This is a genomic window from Rhizobium sp. TRM96647, assembly GCF_025780115.1.
Taxonomy (GTDB): domain Bacteria; phylum Pseudomonadota; class Alphaproteobacteria; order Rhizobiales; family Rhizobiaceae; genus Mycoplana.
In genome coordinates, this window is sequence record NZ_JAOXHF010000001.1 from 275434 (window position 1) to 295356 (window position 19923).

22 protein-coding genes are annotated in these 19923 nt (G+C 65.8%); 10 read left to right on the forward strand and 12 right to left on the reverse strand.

Annotated features, from left to right (window positions below):
* The first annotated feature begins 79 nt into the window (after positions 1–79).
* Both OCK02_RS01310 and OCK02_RS01315 read left to right on the forward strand, forming a co-directional pair.
* Positions 80–742 (forward strand): outer membrane lipoprotein carrier protein LolA, encoded by a 663-nt coding sequence (locus tag OCK02_RS01310; RefSeq protein WP_412178738.1) that lies wholly within the window; start codon positions 80–82, stop codon positions 740–742.
* A 200-nt stretch (positions 743–942) separates the two neighbouring features.
* On the forward strand, positions 943–1749 hold the full coding sequence (locus tag OCK02_RS01315) for an exodeoxyribonuclease III (protein WP_263811462.1): 807 nt from the start codon (positions 943–945) through the stop codon (positions 1747–1749).
* 80 nt (positions 1750–1829) lie between these two features.
* On the opposite strand, the gene OCK02_RS01320 is transcribed toward OCK02_RS01315, so the two are convergent.
* On the reverse strand, positions 1830–2285 hold the full coding sequence (locus tag OCK02_RS01320) for a cyclic nucleotide-binding domain-containing protein (protein WP_263811463.1): 456 nt from the start codon (positions 2283–2285) through the stop codon (positions 1830–1832).
* Positions 2286–2426: 141 nt separating this feature from the next.
* Positions 2427–3110, reverse strand: coding sequence for a response regulator transcription factor (locus tag OCK02_RS01325; RefSeq protein WP_263811464.1), 684 nt, complete (start codon positions 3108–3110; stop codon positions 2427–2429).
* 158 nt (positions 3111–3268) lie between these two features.
* Between OCK02_RS01325 and OCK02_RS01330 the strand changes: the two genes are divergently transcribed.
* The gene (locus OCK02_RS01330; protein WP_263811465.1) at positions 3269–3817 is read left to right on the forward strand and encodes a L,D-transpeptidase family protein; all 549 of its coding nucleotides are present in this window, start codon (positions 3269–3271) and stop codon (positions 3815–3817) included.
* Between the two features lie 161 nt (positions 3818–3978).
* On the forward strand, positions 3979–4809 hold the full coding sequence (locus OCK02_RS01335; protein WP_263811466.1) for an aldo/keto reductase: 831 nt from the start codon (positions 3979–3981) through the stop codon (positions 4807–4809).
* Between the two features lie 60 nt (positions 4810–4869).
* Here the strand turns inward: OCK02_RS01335 and OCK02_RS01340 are convergent, their stop codons facing one another.
* From OCK02_RS01340 to rplS, 5 genes are all read right to left on the reverse strand, one after another.
* The gene (locus tag OCK02_RS01340) at positions 4870–5388 is read right to left on the reverse strand and encodes a SixA phosphatase family protein (RefSeq protein WP_230806124.1); all 519 of its coding nucleotides are present in this window, start codon (positions 5386–5388) and stop codon (positions 4870–4872) included.
* 167 nt (positions 5389–5555) lie between these two features.
* On the reverse strand, positions 5556–6965 hold the full coding sequence (gene leuC, locus OCK02_RS01345) for a 3-isopropylmalate dehydratase large subunit (RefSeq protein WP_263811467.1): 1410 nt from the start codon (positions 6963–6965) through the stop codon (positions 5556–5558).
* Positions 6966–7205: 240 nt separating this feature from the next.
* Complete coding sequence (locus OCK02_RS01350) at positions 7206–8027, reverse strand: amino acid ABC transporter permease (RefSeq protein WP_263811468.1); 822 nt, start codon at positions 8025–8027, stop codon at positions 7206–7208.
* Between the two features lie 7 nt (positions 8028–8034).
* Complete coding sequence (locus tag OCK02_RS01355; protein ID WP_263811469.1) at positions 8035–8832, reverse strand: basic amino acid ABC transporter substrate-binding protein; 798 nt, start codon at positions 8830–8832, stop codon at positions 8035–8037.
* A 264-nt stretch (positions 8833–9096) separates the two neighbouring features.
* Positions 9097–9633, reverse strand: coding sequence for a 50S ribosomal protein L19 (rplS, locus tag OCK02_RS01360; RefSeq protein WP_263811470.1), 537 nt, complete (start codon positions 9631–9633; stop codon positions 9097–9099).
* Positions 9634–9944: 311 nt separating this feature from the next.
* On the opposite strand from rplS, the gene OCK02_RS01365 reads away from it, so the two are divergent.
* A complete protein-coding gene (locus OCK02_RS01365) occupies positions 9945–10691 on the forward strand; it encodes a sulfite exporter TauE/SafE family protein (protein ID WP_263811471.1) in 747 nt (248 codons plus the stop codon).
* Here the strand turns inward: OCK02_RS01365 and trmD are convergent.
* The 5 genes from trmD to ffh form a co-directional block, all read right to left on the reverse strand.
* Positions 10673–11371 (reverse strand): tRNA (guanosine(37)-N1)-methyltransferase TrmD, encoded by a 699-nt coding sequence (gene trmD, locus OCK02_RS01370; RefSeq protein ID WP_263811472.1) that lies wholly within the window; start codon positions 11369–11371, stop codon positions 10673–10675. The two genes, OCK02_RS01365 and trmD, sit on opposite strands and share 19 nt — an antisense overlap.
* 1 nt (position 11372) lies before the next feature.
* Positions 11373–11945, reverse strand: coding sequence for a ribosome maturation factor RimM (gene rimM / locus OCK02_RS01375; protein WP_263811473.1), 573 nt, complete (start codon positions 11943–11945; stop codon positions 11373–11375).
* 99 nt (positions 11946–12044) lie between these two features.
* Positions 12045–12410 (reverse strand): 30S ribosomal protein S16, encoded by a 366-nt coding sequence (rpsP, locus tag OCK02_RS01380; protein WP_263811474.1) that lies wholly within the window; start codon positions 12408–12410, stop codon positions 12045–12047.
* A 37-nt stretch (positions 12411–12447) separates the two neighbouring features.
* The gene (locus tag OCK02_RS01385; RefSeq protein WP_263811475.1) at positions 12448–12771 is read right to left on the reverse strand and encodes a chorismate mutase; all 324 of its coding nucleotides are present in this window, start codon (positions 12769–12771) and stop codon (positions 12448–12450) included.
* A 7-nt stretch (positions 12772–12778) separates the two neighbouring features.
* Positions 12779–14365: a signal recognition particle protein gene (gene ffh, locus OCK02_RS01390; RefSeq protein ID WP_263811476.1), complete on the reverse strand. Its 1587-nt coding sequence runs from the start codon at positions 14363–14365 to the stop codon at positions 12779–12781.
* Between the two features lie 334 nt (positions 14366–14699).
* Between ffh and OCK02_RS01395 the strand changes: the two genes are divergently transcribed.
* From OCK02_RS01395 to OCK02_RS01415, 5 genes are all read left to right on the forward strand, one after another.
* The gene (locus OCK02_RS01395; protein WP_263811477.1) at positions 14700–15290 is read left to right on the forward strand and encodes a biliverdin-producing heme oxygenase; all 591 of its coding nucleotides are present in this window, start codon (positions 14700–14702) and stop codon (positions 15288–15290) included.
* A gap of 93 nt (positions 15291–15383) precedes the next feature.
* Complete coding sequence (gene dapF, locus OCK02_RS01400) at positions 15384–16292, forward strand: diaminopimelate epimerase (protein ID WP_263811478.1); 909 nt, start codon at positions 15384–15386, stop codon at positions 16290–16292.
* Positions 16289–17566, forward strand: a complete 1278-nt coding sequence (gene mtaB / locus OCK02_RS01405) for a tRNA (N(6)-L-threonylcarbamoyladenosine(37)-C(2))-methylthiotransferase MtaB (protein WP_263811479.1) — start codon at positions 16289–16291, stop codon at positions 17564–17566. The genes dapF and mtaB overlap by 4 nt, the downstream gene beginning before the upstream one ends.
* Before the next feature lie 12 nt (positions 17567–17578).
* The gene (ftsY, locus tag OCK02_RS01410; protein ID WP_263811480.1) at positions 17579–19243 is read left to right on the forward strand and encodes a signal recognition particle-docking protein FtsY; all 1665 of its coding nucleotides are present in this window, start codon (positions 17579–17581) and stop codon (positions 19241–19243) included.
* A complete protein-coding gene (locus tag OCK02_RS01415; protein ID WP_412178739.1) occupies positions 19240–19893 on the forward strand; it encodes a septation protein A in 654 nt (217 codons plus the stop codon). The genes ftsY and OCK02_RS01415 overlap by 4 nt, the downstream gene beginning before the upstream one ends.
* Positions 19894–19923: the final 30 nt, after the last annotated feature.

The following is a 19923-nucleotide window of genomic DNA, read 5'->3' on the forward strand; positions in this document are numbered from 1 at the left end:
GCTCTACCTGTGCCGAAACGGCCGCAGGCGTCCGGCTCGCGCCATGATCACGCCGTACTTGGCGGACATTCAGAGCGGCATGAAGGAGACCACGATGAACGCTGACGACACGACCCCGGCCGGCCACATGACGCGCAGGAACTTTGCCGGACTGCTGGCGCTGCTTCTGGCCGGCGGGCCGGCCCTGCTGGCGTCGGATCCGGCTGCGGCCCAGGCCTCAAGCACGGCGCAGCGGATCGCCAATCACTTCGCGTCGGTGAAGACAATGATGGGCGAGTTCGTGCAGTTCGGCCCCCGCGGCGAGCAGACCGGCGGCAAGTTCTTCATCAGCCGCCCCGGCAAGATCCGCTTCAACTACGAGGATCCCTCGCCGATGCGCGTCATCTCCGACGGCCGCACGGTGGTCATCGGCAACCGCAAGCTCAAGACCTGGGACGTCTATCCGCTGTCGAAGACGCCGTTGAAGCTGCTTCTCGGCAACCAGATCGATCTCTCCACCAAGATGGTCCGCGGCGTGAAGGAGGAGGACGACCTCATCACCATCGTGCTGGGCGACCGCAACATGTTCGGTTCCTCGACCATCACCATGATGTTCGATCCGAAGACCTACGACCTTCGCCAGTGGACGATCAGGGATGCCCAGGGCAAGGACACGTCGGTGATGATCTTCAACGTCAGGAATGGCGTGCCGCTCGATCCCAAGGTTTTCGCCGTTCCGTATGACGAGATCCACGGCCGCTGACGGTCCCACGACGAAGCCGGTATCGAGCCGCAGCGTCGACGCTTGCGGCTCTTTCCTTGCCATTCTTGCAACCCGCCGTCGCCATATCTGCCGCAACGGCCTGAATTCGCACAATAAGAGCCCGAAACCGATTCCGGTCCGGGCGCTTATCGGCTAAGAACCTCGCGTCCTGCCACCCGGCACCACGAGGAAAAGCCCGAATGACCCTTTCGATCGCGACCTGGAACATCAACTCCGTCCGTCTGCGGATCAGCCTGGTCGAGCATCTCCTCAAGACCCATGCGCCGGACATCCTCTGCCTGCAGGAAACCAAGTGCCCGAACGACCAGTTTCCCTCCAAGCCGCTGCGGGCGCTCGGTTACGAGCACATCGTCATGCACGGCCAGAAGGGCTACCATGGCGTCGCGACGATTTCCCGCCTGCCGCTGACCGAACTCGTCGAGCGTCGCGACTATTGCGGCGTCGGCGATGCACGGCACGTTTCCGTCGTCTTCCGTCACGGCGGCAAGTCGATCCGGCTGCATAACTTCTACGTGCCGGCCGGTGGCGACGAGCCCGACCGGACGATCAATCCGAAATTCGGCCACAAGCTCGATTTCATCGAGGAGATGAAGGTGCTGCATGCCGAGGCGGAGGCGGGGATCTCGTCGATCCTCGTCGGCGATCTGAACATCGCCCCTTTGGAACACGATGTCTGGTCGCACAAGCAGCTTCTGAAGATCGTCAGCCACACGCCGGTTGAGGTCGAGGGCCTGACCGAGGTGATGACCAGGGGGGCATGGGTGGACCTGATGCGCCGCAAGGTCCCGGCCGACCAGAAGCTCTACACTTGGTGGAGCTACCGGGCCCGGGACTGGGCCGCAGCCGACCGCGGCCGCCGGCTCGACCACATCTGGTCGTCCGCCGATCTGGATACGCATCTGTCGGAAATCACCGTGCTGCGCGAGGCCCGCGGCTGGGAGCGCCCGTCCGACCACGTCCCGGTCATCGCCACCTTCGATCTCTAAAGCATGTCGCGCAAAACTGTGCAGCGGTCTTGCGACAACGACATGCGAGAAACAAGACGTGAGGCGAAGGCGAACGGGCCTCAGGCGAACCGCCCGGCCATGCCGGAGGCGCCGTCGATCATCGCCGCCAGGTTGGCGCGGATCCGCCCCTGCACCATCACGGCCACGTCCGGATATTCCTCCAGCATGCGCCGGAAGAGCGGGCGGTTGATGCGGATGACCTCGCTGTCCTCGACCGCCGTCGCCGTGAACTTCCGCTCGATGACGGAAATCATCGCAAGCTCCGAAAGAAGCGTTCCGACGGCTGCCACGCCCTCGTGGCGGACCGATCCGTCCCGCGCCGTCGACGACAAGCGAAAGCTTCCCGAAGCGACGACGTAGCCGCAATCGGCCGACGCCCCTTCGCGAAAGAGCGTCTGGCCCTCGACGATGCGCCGCCGCTCAGCACCGAACGCCATCAGCCGCAGCTTGTCCTCGGACAGGCCCGCAAAGAGCGGCACCTGGGCGAAAAGCCTGATATCGTCGATGAGAGCCAAGCGGCGCCTCCGTCATCCGGCCGAGGGCTGCCCCGGCCTTGATCTGTTGCCCGCATGAATAGCCGACAAGGCCGGGCCGCGTCCAGCGTCCGGCCCGGAAATCCCGGGGCTATCCCGGCAATGACGGATCGCGATGCGCCCTCAAGGGACGATCTTGTAGCCGCCGTTCTCGGTTACGAGGATCTGCGCATTGGACGGATCGCGCTCGATCTTCTGGCGCAGCCGGTAGACATGGGTCTCGAGCGTATGGGTCGTGACACCGGAGTTGTAGCCCCAGACCTCTTCCAGCAGCACGTCGCGCGTGACCACCTTCTGGTCCGCCCGGTAGAGGTAGCGGATGATCGCCGCCTCCTTCTCCGTCAGCCGGATCTTCTGGCCGTTCTCCATGGTCAGGAGCTTCTGGCCGGGCTTGAACGTGTAGGGACCGACCGTGAAGGTGGCGTCCTCGCTGCTTTCGTGCTGGCGCAGCTGCGCGCGGATGCGGGCGAGCAGCACCGCGAAGCGGAACGGCTTGGTGACATAGTCGTTCGCGCCCGCTTCCAGGCCGAGGATCGTATCCGAATCGGTATCGTGGCCGGTCAGCATGATGATCGGCGCCTTGAAACCGCCCTTGCGCAGCAGCTTGACGGCCTCGCGGCCGTCCATGTCCGGCAGGCCCACATCCATGATGAGCAGGTCGACCTGGCTGGCGCGGGCGGCCTGGATACCCTTCGCCGCGGTCGATTCCTGCTGGATCGTGAACTCCTCGTAGAGCGCAAGCTGCTCGACCAGCGTCTCGCGCAGGTCGTTGTCGTCATCGACAATGAGGATCGTTCGCGATGTCATATGCTTCCCTTCGAATATTGAACTGAACCTATGCGAAATTGGCCTTTTGGCAAGTCCGCCAAGGATATATGCAATCCCGACGCCCACCGGCGAGCATATGCTTGGACCCGGTTTTCCGGGCAACGCACATTCGCGTGAGCAATGGATAGGCACCGGTGATGAGACGGGCAAAAGCGACAGCACCAGACAATCGCGGCACAATCGTGGTCCGACGCGCGCCTCGGACGAAAAGCCGCGCCATCCTGCAATACGGCATCCTGTCCATCCCCGCGGCGATCGGCCGGAGCGGTACCACCACCCGCAAGCGCGAGGGCGACGGCGCCACGCCGATCGCCGCGATGCGGCTGCTTGGCGGCTTCTTCCGCGGCGACCGGATGCGGGGAATGTCCACCCGCCTGCCGATGCGGCGCATCCGTCCGGACATGCTCTGGTGCGACGATCCGCGCGATCCGAACTATAACCGCCTCGTCCGCAGCCCCTTCGGGCCGAGCCACGAGGAGATGAGGCGCAAGGACGGGCTCTACGACGCCTGCCTGGTGCTCGACTGGAACGTCACCTCCCGCCGTCGGAACCTGGGATCGGCGATCTTCTTCCACCTGATCCGTCCCGGCTTCGAGCCGACGGCTGGATGCGTCGCCATCCGCGCCGCCGACATGCGCCGGCTGCTGCCGCATCTTGGCCGCGCAACGATGCTGAAGGTGGTCTGATCCCGCGCCGCGCATCGCCCCGGCCTCCTGCCGACCGAGGTGGAAACCTTGGACCGGGTTCCTATATCTTTCTGGTCGCGCCAGGACCTGCGGCCTCCCCGCGGGCGTTCCGCACCGGCGCCTGTCATCCGTTTTGACGCATTCATACATGGAGACCTTTCGTGACCCAGACCCCTGCCATCTCCCTTAGCGACGGCCACACCATCCCCCAGGTCGGACTCGGCGTCTGGCGCACGCCCGACGACGTGGCGGCTCCGGTGGTCAAGACGGCTCTCGCCGCCGGTTACCGCCATATCGACACCGCGGCCATCTACGGCAACGAGGAAGGCGTCGGCGAAGGCATCCGCTCGTCCGGCGTCGACCGGAAGGACATCTTCCTGACCACCAAGCTCTGGAACGACAGCCAGGGCTTCGATTCCACGCTGAAGGCCTTCGACGAAAGCCTGAAGCGTCTCGGCACCGACTATGTCGATCTCTACCTGATCCACTGGCCGGCGCCGCAGAAGGGCCTCTACGTCGACACCTGGAAGGCGTTCGTGCGCCTGAAGGCGGAGGGCCGCGCCCGGTCGATCGGCGTCTCCAACTTCTATCCCGAGCATCTCGAGATGATCATCGCCGAGACCGGCGAGGAGCCGGTGATCAACCAGATCGAGCTTCATCCCGACTTCCAGCAGAAGGCGGCGCGTCAGGCCCATGCCCCGCGGCGCATCGTGACCGAAAGCTGGAGCCCGCTCGGCCAGGGCCAGTTGCTGGACGACCCCACGATCGGCGCGGTCGCACGCAAGCACGGCCGCACCCCGGCGCAGACGATCATCCGCTGGCATATCGACAACGGCCTGGTCGTGATCCCGAAATCGGTGACCCCGTCGCGGATCGAGGAGAACTTCCAGGTGTTCGACTTCAAGCTGGACGACGACGACCTGGCCGCGATTGCCGCGCTGGACCGCGCGGACGCCCGCATCGGACCCGATCCGAAGACGGCCGACTTCTGAGCGCGGCGACACGACCTCTTGCCACCGGCGGCCGGGAACCCTTCCGGCCGCCTTCGCCTGTCATTCCAGCGAGCGCGGCGTCACGAAGCGCTCGAGCGTGCCCGTCCCTGCATGCAGGTCGGACCAGAGCGCAAGCGGCAGGTCGATCACCGCCAGTCCCGCCGTCGGAAACTTTTCCTCGAGCCTCCTCAGCGCCCTGCCCTCCCCGGCTCCGATGAGCGCGGCGGCGAAATGCTGCAGGCCAGGATTGTGCCCGATCAGCATGAGGGTGCGAACCGACGCATCGGTCGCGCGAACGATCTCCAGCAGCCGGTTGGCCGGCGCCTCGTAGAGGACGTCGATCTCGCGCCCTTCCGTGCCCTTCGGCAGACGGGGCGCGACCAGTGCCCATGTCTCCACGGTCCTGCGGGCGCTGGAGACGAGGACGAGATCGGGGATGAGCTTCTCGGCCTGAAGATATTCGCCGATGCGCGGGGCCGCCTTCTGCCCCCGCGGCGCGAGCGGCCGCTCGCGGTCGGCAACCCCGTCCGGCCAGGCGGACTTGGCATGGCGCAACAGCAAGAGGCGGCGATCGGTCATGTCCGTTCCTTATCAGTGCGTGGCGCAAGAGCGTGCCGCCGATCTTGCGACAAACGCGTGCATCCACAAAGCCCCGAAGCGTGAAATGCGGCCGTTTCGGCTGTCAAAATGCATGAGGGCCGCCCCGGACGGGACGGCCCTCGCCATCGGATGGCACCGCCAGGCGGTCAATTGAATTCGCGGATGTCCACGAAGTGGCCGGCAACGGCGGCTGCCGCCGCCATGGCCGGCGAGACGAGGTGCGTGCGGCCCTTGAAGCCCTGGCGGCCCTCGAAGTTGCGGTTCGAGGTCGAGGCGCAACGCTCGCCAGGCTTCAGCCGGTCGTCGTTCATCGCCAGGCACATCGAACAGCCGGGCTCGCGCCAGTCGAAACCGGCCTCCTTGAAGATCCTGTCGAGGCCTTCGGCCTCCGCCTGTTCCTTCACCAGACCGGAGCCCGGAACGATCATGGCGGACACGGTCGAAGCGACCTTCTTGCCCTCGACCACCTTGGCGACCGCCCGCAGGTCCTCGATGCGGCCGTTGGTGCAGGAGCCGATGAAGACGCGGTCAACCGCGATGTCGGTGATCTTCGTGCCGGGCTTCAGGCCCATATAGTCGAGCGCGCGCCACTTGGAGGCCCGCTTGGTCTCGTCGGCGATCTCGTCCGGATCGGGAACGCTGCCCTGGACGGAAATGACGTCTTCCGGCGAGGAGCCCCAGGAGACGATCGGCGGCAGGTTGGCCGCATCGAGCACCACGACGCGGTCGTAGTGCGCGCCCTCGTCGGTGTGCAGCGTCTTCCAGTAGTCGAGCGCCATGTCCCAGGCCTTGCCCTTCGGCGCGCGCGGCTTGTCCTTGACGTAGGCGAAGGTCGTCTCGTCCGGCGCGATCAGGCCGGCGCGGGCGCCGCCTTCGATCGTCATGTTGCAGATCGTCATGCGGCCTTCCATCGACAGCGAGCGGATCGCCTCGCCGGCGAACTCGATGACGTAGCCAGTGCCGCCGGCGGTGCCGATCTCGCCGATGATGGCGAGGATGATGTCCTTGGCGGTGACGCCGGGCGGCAGCTGGTTGTCGACGCGCACCAGCATGTTCTTCGCCTTCTTCTGGATCAGCGTCTGCGTGGCGAGCACGTGCTCGACCTCGGACGTGCCGATGCCGTGCGCCAGCGCGCCGAAGGCGCCGTGCGTGGAGGTGTGGCTATCGCCGCAGACGATCGTCATGCCCGGCAGCGTGAAGCCCTGCTCGGGACCGACGATGTGCACGATACCTTGGCGGATATCGTTCTCCGAATAGTACTCGACGCCGAAGTCGGCGGCGTTCTTGGCCAACGCCTCGACCTGGATGCGGCTTTCCTCGTTCTTGATGCCGTTCTTGCGATCCGGCGAAGTCGGCACGTTGTGGTCGACGACGGCGAGCGTCTTTTCCGGATGGCGAACCTTGCGACCGGCCATGCGCAGGCCCTCGAAGGCCTGCGGCGAGGTCACCTCGTGAACGAGGTGCCGGTCGATGTAGAGAAGACAGGTGCCGTCTTCCTGCGTGTTGACGACATGGTCGTCCCAGATCTTGTCATAGAGGGTACGAGGTGCGCTCATGGCTCTTCATCCGAGTGATGCGATGGAAATTGGAATGCAAATGCGGCCGGGCCGCGGATCCGGCGAGGATCAGGCCAGGCGGCTCGTAAGCGCCCCGCATACCCGCGCGAAGAACCGTACCGGCAGGCGCTTGTGGTCCTGCAGTACGAAAATACGCGCGCCAATGCATGCGAATTTGGATTCCATGGCCGGCCTATACCAGTTTTACCGGCAGGCAGCAATATTGCACGGGCAGACGCCTCAGTTCCCGGCGCCCCTGCGCAGCCGCCTTTCCACGCCCCGCAGCGCCAGAGACAGTCCGATCGTCAGGATCAGGTACACATAGGCGACGATCGAATAGGTCTCGAAGAAGCGGAAGGAGCCGGAGGCATAGATCTTCGCCATCTGGGTGATGTCGGAGACGCCGAGCACCGAGACGAGCGAGGAATCCTTCACCATCGCCACGAAGTCGTTGCCGAGCGGCGGCAGGATGACGCGGATCGCCTGCGGCAGCACGACGAGGCGGAAGCGCTGGGTGCGCGACAGGCCGAGCGCCTTGGCTGCCTCGACCTGTCCCTTGTCCACCGATTGGATGCCGGCGCGGAACACTTCGCCGATGAAGGCGGAATAGCCGATCGTCAATGCCAGGATCGCCCGCCACATCAGCGAGACGTCCCGCACCAATAAGGGCTCGACATAGCCGGCGGCGACGAGGGGGCCGATCACGAAGTTCACGAACGCCACGACCGCCGGAGCGCCGACGAAGGCGATATAGAACAAGAGCACCAGGATCGGCACGCCGCGGATGACTTCCGTGTAGAAGCGGGCAGCCTGGCGCAGCGCCACGTGGTCGGAGAGGCCGAGCAGCGCCACGCCGAGCCCGAGAAGGGTGGCCAGCAGAAAGCCGACGACGGTGACGAAGATCGTCACCCACAGGCCCTGCAGGATCACGCCGAAGACCTGCGCATAGATCTCGTTGGCGGCGATCACGACGGCGAGCGCAAGACCGATCGCGACAAGGGCGACCAGCCACCAGGGATAGTCGCCCTTCGTCGTGTCCGAATTCCGGGATGCCGCAGCCATGAAGGGCTTACTGGCCCATCTTGTAGTCGAGGAACCACTTCTTGTTCAAAGCGTCCAGCGTGCCGTCCGCCTTCAATTCGGCGATCGCGGCGTTGACGGGCGCGACGAGTTCCGACCCCTTGGGGAAGATGAAGCCGAAGTCTTCCGTGCCGAGCGGGTCGCCGATCACCTTCAGGGCTCCATCGGACGCGTCGACATAGCCCTTGGCGGCAACGCTGTCGGTCAGCACCAGATCGACGTCGCCCGCCTTCAGCGCCTGCACCGTCGCCCCGAAGGTTTCGAACAGCTTGATGCGCGGGTTCTGTTCGTTGCCGTCGAGGATCTCGTAGACGGCGGCATAGAACGGCGAGGTGCCCGGCTGTGCACCGACGAGCCCGTCGGCGAAGGCGCCGAAGCTCTTGGCGTCGGTGAAGCGGTCTTCGTCGCCGCGGACCAGCATGAACTGCTGCGAACGCATATAGGGATCGGAGAAATCGACCTTCTCCTTGCGGTCGTCCTTGATGGTGATGCCGGTCATGCCGATCTCGTACTGGCCGTCATGAACCGCCTGGATCATCGCGTCCCAACTCGTGTTCTGGTACTCGACCTTGAAATTCAGGCGCTTGGCGATCTCGTTCATCGCGTCGTATTCCCAGCCGATCTGCTCGCCGCTCTTCGGATCGACGAACTGCAGCGGCGGATAGGCGTTCTCGGTGACAACCACCACCGTCTTGCCCCCGAGATCCGGAAGCTCGGCCGCAGAGGCCGTGACAGGCATGAGGGCAAGGGCGGAGAGCCCGGCGAGAACGGTACGGCGCGAAAACATCGGAATGCTCCAGAAAGTGTGGCACGCGAAACGTGTCACAGATCAATCGATACTGGCAAGACGGATCATGCCAAATACGGGGCCTCGGAAGCAAAAGGCGGCCGGCATTCCCCGGAATTTCGGGCAGCACCTGCCGCGCGCCTCACGAATGCGGACGATCAATGGAGGCCCATGCCGACGCCTGCCGCCGGGAGGCAACGAGCAGGCACAAGAAAGCCGCCGGAGTTGCCCCCGGCGGCTTTCTTGAATGAATGAGGCTGAGCCTTATTCCGCTGCAGGTTCCGCAGCGGCTGCGGCTTCTGCCGCTGCCTTGGCTTCCGCTGCCTCGGCTGCTGCCTTCTCGGCGGCGAGCGCCTGTGCGGCTGCGACCTTCTCGGCCTCGAGACGTGCCTTTTCCTCGGCGACGGCAGCGCGCTCGGCGTCGTTCAGCTTGCGGGCGCGGGTGCCGGTGTTCTCGACGATACGAGCCGACTTGCCGCGACGGTCGCGCAGGTAGTAGAGCTTGGCGCGACGGACCTTGCCGCGGCGGACGACTTCGACGCTCTCGACGAGCGGCGAGAAGATCGGGAATACGCGCTCGACGCCTTCGCCGTAGGAGATCTTGCGGACGGTGAAGCTCTCGTTGATGCCGCCGCCGGAGCGGGCGATGCAGACGCCTTCATAGGCCTGCACGCGGGTACGGCTGCCTTCCGTCACGCGGACGTTGACGCGGAGCGTGTCGCCCGGGGAGAATTCCGGAAGGGTGCGCTTGGCGGCGATCTTTGCGGCCTGTTCGGCCTCGAGCTGTTCAATGATGTTCATCGGTCTAACCTTTACGTTCTTCTGAAACAGCCAGAGCGCTCGACCTTGTCCCTTCGGTGAGAACCTCGGGGAAATGCCCGTTGCCGGACAGGAGCGGATTCGCCATTCTTTGCTTTCGGCTTTCCGGGACGATCCCAAAACCGTGCGCGCAATACACCATTCGGCAGCGCTTGTCATCCCTCGCAGCGCGATAAATCATCGGCCCTTCCGGCTTTTGGAGGATTGCGGCCGACGACTGCGGGCGATATCAGCGCTCCAGGAGGAATGGCCGCCTCGCCGAGGCGGCCAGGGGGACACTACAGGGAGATATCATGTCTATCGTCGATGCCGCAATTCTGTTCGTCGCAGGCTTCCTGTCCGGCGTGGTCAACGCGATTGCCGGCGGCGGCACCTTTCTCACCTTCGGCGCCATGACGCTGACCGGCCTGCCGCCGATCGTCGCCAACGCCACCTCTTCCATCACCCAGTTCCCGGGCTACGTCACCTCCGCCCTCGCCTATCGACGCGAGATCCGCGCCGACTGGAAGGAGGCGCGCGTCGTCGGCGCGCTGTCGCTGGTCGGCGGGCTTGCCGGCGCGCTGCTCCTGCTCTCCATGTCCAATCCGGGCTTCCGCGCGCTCGTGCCCTGGCTCCTGCTGGGCGCGACCGCGGTCTTCGCCGCCGGCCCGCTCCTGAAGCCGAAGCATCTGCATGCCGAACAGCCGCTCGGCCCGCTCGGGCTCGCCGGCCAGTTCGCGACCTCGATCTATGGCGGCTTCTTCGGCGCCGGCATGGGCATCATGACGCTCGCCGTGCTCGGTCTCTCCAAGGGCGGAGACTACCACCGGCTGAACGCGCTGAAGAATTTTCTCGCCATGGTGATCGCCGGCGTCGCCATCGTCATCTTCGCAAGCGGCGAAGTGGTCGGCTGGCCGCAGGCGGCCGTGATGATCCCCGCCGGCGCGATCGGCGGCTATTCCGGCGTCTGGGTGGCCCGCCGCGTTCCGCAGACGGTCATCCGCGCCCTCGTCGTCGCGGTCGGCGGGGTCCTGACGGTCTATTATTTCGTCTCGGGCTGAGGGCCGAGCAGGTCCGGGCGGCGCTCCCCGGTCAACCGGCGCGCCTCCGCGATCCGCCATTTCTCGATCTCGCCGTGATGGCCGGAAGTCAGTACCGCCGGTATCTCCCGCCCCTCCCAGACCTGTGGTCGCGTATAGTGCGGATGCTCCAGAAGCCCGCCCTCGAAGCTCTCGTGGACGCCGGACAGCGCATTGCCCATCACGCCGGGCAGGATGCGCACGACCGCGTCGAGCAGGATCATCGCCGCCGGCTCCCCGCCGGAAAGGATGTAGTCGCCGATCGAGACCTCTTCGAGCCCGCGCGCGTCGATCACGCGCTGGTCTACGCCCTCGAACCGGCCGCAGACGATGACCGCGCCCTCCTGCGCCGCAAGGTCGCGGACCCTTTGCTGCGTCAGCGGCCGGCCGCGCGGGCTCATCAGCAGCCGCGGCCGCGTGTCACCCTCCGGCGATGCGTGGTCGATCGCCTCTGCGAGCACGTCGGGCTTGAGCACCATACCGGCGCCGCCGCCGGCCGGCGTATCGTCCACGGTCCGGTGGCGATCGGTGGCGAAATCGCGGATCTGCACCGTCTCCAGCAGCCAGTCGCCGCGCGCAAGCGCCTTGCCGGACAGGGACTGGCCGAGAAAGCCCGGAAACATCTCCGGGTAGAGGGTCAGGACGGTGGCGCGGAAAGCCACGTCATTCCTCCTCGCGCGGCGGGCGCCGCCTGCGGCTGCCCGGCCCCTCCTCGTCGTCGCCCTCGAGGCCGGCGGCGACGGGATCGATCAGCAGCCGGCCGTTTTCGAGATCGATCTCGATCACGGCCGTCTCGGAGAAGGGAATGAGCACCGGCCGCTTGCCGGGCCCCTTCAGTTCCAGGAGATCGCCGGCGCCGAAATCGAAGATGCCGCTGACGGTGCCGTGGCTGCGCCCGGTCGCATCGACCGCTTCCAGTCCTTCGAGATCGGCATAGAAGAACTCGTCGTCGTCCAGTTCCTCGTCCGGCAGCTTGTCGCGCTCGATGTAGAGGTCCAGGCCGCGCAGCGCTTCCGCTGCCGTGCGATCATTCACACCGCGGAAACGGACCACCGCCATCTCCTTGGCCTCGCGGATCTCCAGCACCTCGAAGACCCGGCCGTCCTCGCTGTGGAGGTTTCCGTAGTCGCCGAGCGAAACGGGATCGAGCGTGAAGCTCTTGACGCGGACTTCGCCGCGCAGGCCCTGCGCCGCGCCGATCGTGCCCATGAGCACGGGGTTTTGAAGTTTGTTCATCGATCCGGTCCGCGCTCACACAATTAGACAAGGGTTGGGGCCCAAACGAAAACGGGCGGCATGAGACACGCCGCCCGCTCCAAACTCGCTGTACCCGAATTACTCGGCAGCAGCGGCAGCAGCGGCGTCCTCGGCCTTCTGCTTCTTCTCGGCGACGCGCTCGAGCGCCTTCTTGCCCGGCTTTGCCTTTTCCGGGTTGTTGCGGGCGTCGCGCTTGGCAAGGCCGGCCTCGTTCAGGAAGCGCAGGACACGGTCGGTCGGCTGGGCGCCCTTGGCAAGCCACTCCTTGATGCGGTCGGCGTCGAGTTCGACGCGCTTGGCGTCTTCCTTGCCGAGCATCGGGTTCCAGGAACCGACCTTCTCCAGGAAGCGGCCGTCGCGGGGCGAACGGGCGTCGGCAACGACGATCTGGTAGTAGGGGCGCTTCTTGGAACCACCACGGGCGAGACGGATCTTCAGGGACATTTCATTTCTCCTTGAGCGAATGACTGACCGCTTTTCTCTAAGCGGTATGCTGGTTGTTGGAGCCGCTGTAATCGGCGGCGATGGCTTCATGATGCCGGATCACCTCACGGATGACGAAGTTCAGGAACTTCTCCGCGAAATCCGGGTCCAGATTGGCGTCCTTCGCCAGGCGGCGGAGGCGTTCGATCTGGTATTCCTCGCGCGCCGGGTCCGCCGGCGGCAATTCGTGGGTGGCCTTGAGCACGCCGACCGCCTTGGTGCAGCGGAAGCGCTCGGCCAGGATATGCACCAGGGCGGCGTCGATATTGTCGATCGACTGGCGATACTCGGCCAGTTGCTTCTTGATGTCCGGATCGATCATCGCCCCCTCACTTCTTCTTCGGCAGGCCGGGAAGGCCCGGGAAACCGCCGCCGAGACCGGGCAACTTGCCGGGAAGGCCCGGAAGCCCGCCATTGCCGCCGAGGCCCGGCAAGCCGCCGCCCGGCTTGATGCCGGCGGCTTCCGCCTGCTTCTGCAGCGCTTCCAGTTGCTTCGGATCGAGCTTCGACAGGTCGGGCATCCCGCCCATGCCGCCGCCGAGGCCGCCCATGCCGCCCCCAAGCCCCATCTTGCCGGCAAGGCCGCCCATCATCTGCTTCATCATGCCGCCGCCCTTCTTGCCGCCCATCATCTTCATCATGTCCGCCATCTGACGGTGCATCTTCAGAAGCTTGTTGATGTCGGCCGCATCGGTGCCGGAGCCGGCCGCGATGCGCTTCTTGCGGGAGTGCTTCAAAAGGTCGGGATTGGCGCGCTCGGCCTTGGTCATCGACGAGATGATGGCGATCTGGCGTCCGAACATCTTGTCGTCGAGGCCGGCGGCGGCCATCTTGTCCTTCATGCCGGCCATGCCGGGCATCAGCCCCATGATGCCGCCCATGCCGCCCATCTTCTGCATCTGGCGCAGCTGGTCGGCAAGGTCGTTGAGGTCGAACTTGCCCTTGGCCATCTTGGCGGCCATGGCGGCCGCCTTCTCGGCGTCGATATTTTCCGCCGCCTTCTCGACGAGCGAGACGATGTCGCCCATGCCGAGGATGCGGTCGGCGACGCGGCGAGGGTGGAATTCCTCCAGCTCGCCCATCTTCTCGCCGACGCCGATCAGCTTGATCGGCTTGCCGGTGACGGCGCGCATGGAAAGCGCCGCGCCGCCGCGGCCGTCGCCGTCCATGCGGGTCAGGACGAGGCCGGTGATGCCGACGCGGTCGTCGAAGTTGCGGGCGAGGTTGACGGCGTCCTGGCCGGTCAGCGCGTCGGCGACGAGCAGGATCTCGTGCGGATTGGACTTCCGCTTGATCTCCGCCATCTCGATCATTAGCGGCTCGTCGATATGGGTGCGGCCGGCGGTGTCGAGGATGACGACGTCGTGACCGCCGAGCCTGGCCGCCTGCACGGCGCGGGCGGCGATGTCGGTCGGCGACTGGCCGGCGATGATCGGCAGCGTGTCGATGCCGGTCTGGACGCCGAGCTGGCGCAACTGCTCCTGCGCGGCCGGACGGCGCGTGTCGAGCGAGGCCATCAGGACCTTCTTCTTGTCGCGCGTCTTCAGCCGGTTGGCGATCTTGCCCGAGGTGGTCGTCTTGCCCGAGCCCTGCAGGCCCACCATCATGACGACGACGGGCGCGGCCGCATTGAGGTCGATCGAGACCCCCTCGGAGCCGAGCATCGAGACCAGCTCGTCATGCACGATCTTGACGACCATCTGGCCGGGCTTGATCGACTTCAGGATTTCCGCGCCGACCGCCTTCTCGCGCACCGCATCGGTAAAGGAGCGGACCACTTCCAGCGCCACGTCCGCTTCCAGGAGCGCGCGACGGACCTCGCGCAGCGCCGCCGAGACGTCGGCCTCGGAGAGCGCACCGCGGCCTGTCAGCCCATTCAAGATGGCGCCAAGGCGGTCCTGGAGTGTTTCAAACATTGCGTCGTCCTTCTGGTTTCCGGCTTCCCGGAAACGTCGGTGCACTCTGCGACGAAAACAAGACGCAAAGCCAAAAACCACCCGAGGGCGCATCGCGCTGTCGGGTGTTGACCTCCGGGATCGCTTTATACCTTCTCGGGTCCCGGTCGGCGGCTTCAAGTGTCTGAACTTGTCGCAGATGGCGCGGATAAACAGGAAAGCTGCGCCGAAGTCAAGGATGGAGGCCGAAAATGCGCCGGAACCGGCAGAACAGCATGCGTCCTCGAACTCCCGCCTTGACGAAAGATGCTCACATTTGCTTGATACGCTAATTCATGAGTTTTTGGGGAAAGAAATGCAGACCGAACTGGAAAATCCCGCCGAAGTCACCCGCATCCAGCGTCTGAAGACGATGACGGAAGCAACGCACGACCGTCTCGACAAGCGCATCATGGCCGCCGAGCCCTTCGCGAGCAAGGAACGCTACGCACGGTTTCTGTCCGTACAGCACGGCTTCCATGCCGATGTCGCCCCGCTCTATGCCGCGCCGGACCTGAACCGGCTGCTGCCGGGCCTTGCCGACCGCTGCCGCTTCGAGGCGATCAGGCAGGATATCCGCGACGTCACCGGCAATGAGCCGTCCGACATCGCCGGCCGGAACGGCGCGCTCGACCTGCCGACGGCGCTCGGCTGGGTCTACGTCGCCGAAGGGTCGAACCTCGGCGCCGCCTTCCTCTTGAAGGAAGCGATCAAGCTCGGTCTGTCGGAAGAGGACGGCGCACGGCATCTCGCCGGCCATCCGAGCGGCCGCGGCCTGCACTGGCGCAATTTCGTTTCCGCCTACAACACGCTGCCCCTGTCGGAGGAAGACGAGATCAGGGTGGCCGAGGGCGCCAAGGCGGCCTTCAACCGGGTGCATGCCTTGGTGGAAGAGAGCTTTGCCTGAGGCCGGATAGGCTCGCCTGCCACTGGTAATTTCCCGGCAATTCCGCCATATACGCCGGAAAGCGGGCAATCGGCGCCCGACGGGATGGGCAACATGGCAGACTTTGTCGCATTCGCGAGGATGAACGGGCTTGGCAACAAGATCCTGGTCGTCGACATGCGCGGTCGCACCGACCGGGTGACGCCGGAGGCGGCGGTCGCGCTCACCGCGGACGCCGAGACCGCCTTCGACCAGATCATGGCGATCCACGATCCGAAGGCGGACGGCACCGACGCCTTCATCGATATTCTCAACTGCGACGGCAGCAAGGCGCAGGCCTGCGGCAACGGCACGCGCTGCGTCGTCCAGGCGCTTGCCGCAGAAACCGGCAAGAAGGCCTTCGCTTTCCAGACGGTCGCCGGCATCCTGAATGCGGTGGAGCACGAGGACGGCACGATCTCCGTCGACATGGGCAAGCCCGTCTTCGAGTGGGACAGGATTCCGCTTTCCGAGGAGTTCTTCGACACCCGCCGCATCGAGTTGCAGATCGGCCCGATCGACGATCCCGTGCTGCATTCGCCCTCGGCCATGTCGATGGGCAATCCGCACGCCGTCTTCTGGGTCGATCGCGACGTGATGTCCTTCGATCTCGCCCGCTTCGGCCCGCTGCTCGAAAACCATCCGATCTTCCCCGAGCGCGCCAACATCACGCTCGCCGAGGTCACCTCGCGCTCGTCGATGACGACGCGGACCTGGGAGCGCGGCGCCGGGCTGACGCTCGCCTGCGGTTCCGCCGCCTGCGCCGCCGCCGTCAGCGGCGCCCGGACGGGACGCACCGGGCGCAAGGTCGCCGTCACCGTCGCCAGCAGCCCGAACCGCGGCACGCTCGACATCGAGTGGCGCGAGAGCGACGACCACGTGATCATGACCGGGCCCGCCGAATGGGAGTGGTCCGGCACCGTCGATCCCGCGACCGGGACCTGGCGGCGCGACGAGGCCGAAGGCGGAGCGGCCGCGCTTTGAGCGGCGTCGAGGTCATAACCTTCGGCTGCCGTCTCAACACCTACGAATCGGAAGTGATGCGCGGCGAGGCCGAGAAGGCGGGGCTGAACAACGCCATCCTCGTCAACACCTGCGCCGTCACCGGCGAGGCCGTGCGCCAGGCCCGCCAGGCGATCCGCCGCGCTCGCCGCGACAATCCCCATGCCCGCATCATCGTCACCGGCTGCGCCGCCCAGACGGAGCAGGAAACCTTTGCCGGCATGCCGGAGGTGGATGCCGTGCTCGGCAACGAGGAGAAGCTGCGGAGCGCCTCCTACCGGTCCCTGCCGGATTTCGGTGTCTCGGCGGAAGAGAAGGTCCGCGTTAACGACATCATGGGCGTGACTGAAACCGCGCCGCAGATGGTCAAGGCGATCGACGGCCACGTGCGCGCCTTCATCCAGGTCCAGAACGGCTGCGACCACCGCTGCACCTTCTGCATCATCCCCTATGGTCGCGGCAACTCCCGCTCGGTGCCGATGGGCGCGATCGTCGACCAGGCGCACAGGCTCGTCGACGGCGGCTACCGCGAGATCGTGTTGACCGGCGTCGACGCCACGAGCTACGGCGCCGACCTCCCCTGGCAGCCGAGCCTCGGCCTGCTGGCGAAGACGCTCCTGAAGCAGGTGCCGGATATCCTCCGGCTCAGGCTCTCCTCCATCGACGGGATCGAGGCGGACAGCCATCTCTTCGACCTGATCGCCGACGAGCCGCGCTTCATGCCCCATCTGCACCTGTCCCTCCAGCACGGCGACGACCTGATCCTGAAGCGGATGAAGCGGCGGCATTCTCGCCAGGACGCGATCGATTTCTGTCGCAAGGCGCGCAGCCTTCGGCCGGAGATCAGTTTCGGCGCCGACATGATCGCCGGCTTTCCGACCGAGACGGCGGACATGGCGGAGCGGAGCGCCAGCCTTGCCGAGGCATGCGGCATCGCGCAGTTGCATGTCTTCCCCTATAGCCCCCGGCCCGGCACGCCGGCGGCGCGCATGCCGCAACTCGACCGGGCGCTGGTCAAGGAGCGCGCCGCGCGCCTGCGCGAGACTGGACAAAAACTGCAACTGGCCCATCTCTCCGCCATGGTGGGAAGCCGGCAAACGATCCTTGTCGAAAACAACGGACTGGCGCATACGGAGAACTTCACGCTGGCCGATGCCGCAGGCCTTGTCCCGCGTGAACTTGTTTCGGTGGTCGTCACCGGCCACAATGGCAAGCACCTGACCGTGCGGGCAGACCCCGCATCCGTTCGCAACTAGCGGAAATCATTCATGGCCTTCGGCTTCATCAAGAAAGTCTTCACCTTCGGCAAGGACACAGCCCCTGCGCCACAAACGCATGAGGAGGCCGTAAAGCCCGATCCGGTCCCCCAGGTCGAGGACGCCGGCCTTCCGCAGTCGGCACCGCTCGACGCCGTACCGATGGAGCCTGCCGGCGAGCATGATTTCCTCCTCGAGGAGGCCGAGGCTGCCAATCCCGAGGCGGCACATCATCGCGAGCCGCAGGTCGATATCTACCCGCTCCCGCCCGTCGTCCATCCGCTGCCGGTGGCGCCCGACGAGGTGATCGCGCCGGAGATCGAGACCGCCGGCGGCCCGGCACCGGACCTAGCCGGGCCTGCCGGGGAAGCCGGGGAAGCAGCAGGGGAGCCGGAAACGGCACTGACCCCCGAGGCGGAGGCGATCCGCGCCGCCGAGCTGGTCAATATCGGCCTCGGCGGCGTCGAGCACGCCCATGAGGAGATCGCGGCGGCCGAAGCCGCAGTGAACGCTGCGGCGACCGACGACGATTTCCGGGCGGCCGATGCCGATGCGGAGGCGGCGCTTTCCGAACCCTCGCCCGTGCCCGCCGACGAACCCGTCGCGCCGCCGGCAAAGCCCGTAAAACCTAAGGCAAGAAAGACGAAACCGGCCGAGCCGGACGTCGCCGAAGAAAGCCGCCCCGAACCGGTGCTGCCGAAGGGCTTCTCCACGGCCGACCAGAAGCCGAAGGAACAGCCTGCGGCACCCGCGCCCAGGCTCAGCTGGTTCCAGCGCCTGCGCGCCGGCCTGGCGCGGACCTCCTCGCAGCTGACCGGCCAGATCGCCAGCCTCTTCACCAAGCGCAAGCTCGACGATGCGACGCTGCAGGATCTGGAAGACCTCCTGATCCAGGCCGACCTCGGCGTCGAGACGGCGCTGCGCATCACCGACACGCTCGCCGCCGAGCGCTACGGCAAGGACGTCACCGGCGAGGACGTCGGCCGCATCATGGCCGGCGAGATCACCAAGGTGCTCGAGCCCGTCGCAAAGCCGCTCGAGCTCGACCTTTCGCACAAGCCGCACGTCATCCTCGTCGTCGGCGTCAACGGCACGGGCAAGACCACCACGATCGGCAAGCTTGCAGCCAAGCTCTCGGGCGCCGGCCTGAAGGTGATGATGGCCGCCGGCGACACCTTCCGTGCCGCTGCGATCGAGCAGCTGAAGATCTGGGCCGAGCGCACCGGTTCCGACATCGTCTCCTCCAAGCTCGGCGCCGACGCAGCCGGTCTCGCCTACGAGGCCTATGAGCAGGCCAAGGAAAAGAAGAGCGACGTCCTCATCGTCGACACCGCCGGCCGGCTGCAGAACAAGGCCGAACTGATGGCGGAGCTGGAAAAGATCGTCCGCGTGCTCGGCAAGCTCGATCCGGACGCGCCGCATACCGTGCTGCAGACGCTCGACGCCACGACAGGCCAGAACGCGATGAACCAGGTGGAGATTTTCCGTAACGTCGCCGGCGTCTCAGGCCTGATCATGACAAAATTGGACGGTACGGCACGCGGCGGCATCCTGGTGGCGATTGCCGCCAAACACAAGCTGCCGGTCTATTTCATCGGCGTCGGCGAAGGGATCGACGATCTCGAACCGTTCGAGGCGAAGGATTTTGCGCAGGCGATTGCAGGGGTTGAGGCATGAGCAACGACAGGATCATCGAGACGCTGGACGACGCCGGCAAGCCCAAGATCAGCCCGGCGCTGAAGCTGGTGCTGGAACTTGGGCCCCTCGTCGTCTTCTTCTTCGCCAATTCGCGCGGCGAATGGCTGGCGGGGCATTTCCCCGCCCTTGCCGAGCTCGGCGGCCCGATCTTCATCGCCACCGGCCTGTTCATGGCCGCGACGGCGGCCGCGCTTATCGTCTCCTGGGTGCTAACGCGGACGCTCCCGATGATGCCGCTGGTCTCGGGCATCGTCGTCTTCGTCTTCGGCGCGCTGACGCTCTGGCTGCAGAACGACACCTTCATCAAGATGAAGCCGACCATCGTCAACACGCTGTTCGGCGCGATCCTGCTCGGCGGCCTTGCCTTCGGCAAGCCGCTGCTCGGCTACGTCTTCAACGCCGCCTTCAAGCTCACCGACGAGGGCTGGCGCAAGCTGACGCTGCGCTGGGGCCTGTTCTTCCTGGTGCTCGCTGTGCTGAACGAGGTGGTCTGGCGCCAGTTCTCGACGGATTTCTGGGTGGCCTTCAAGGTCTGGGGCACGATGCCGATCACCATCCTCTTCACGCTCGCCCAGATGCCGCTGATCATGAAGTATTCGGCCGAACCGGCAGAGAGCAAGACGCCCTGAGGACGGCAGGCGGGGCCGACAACGCGGCCA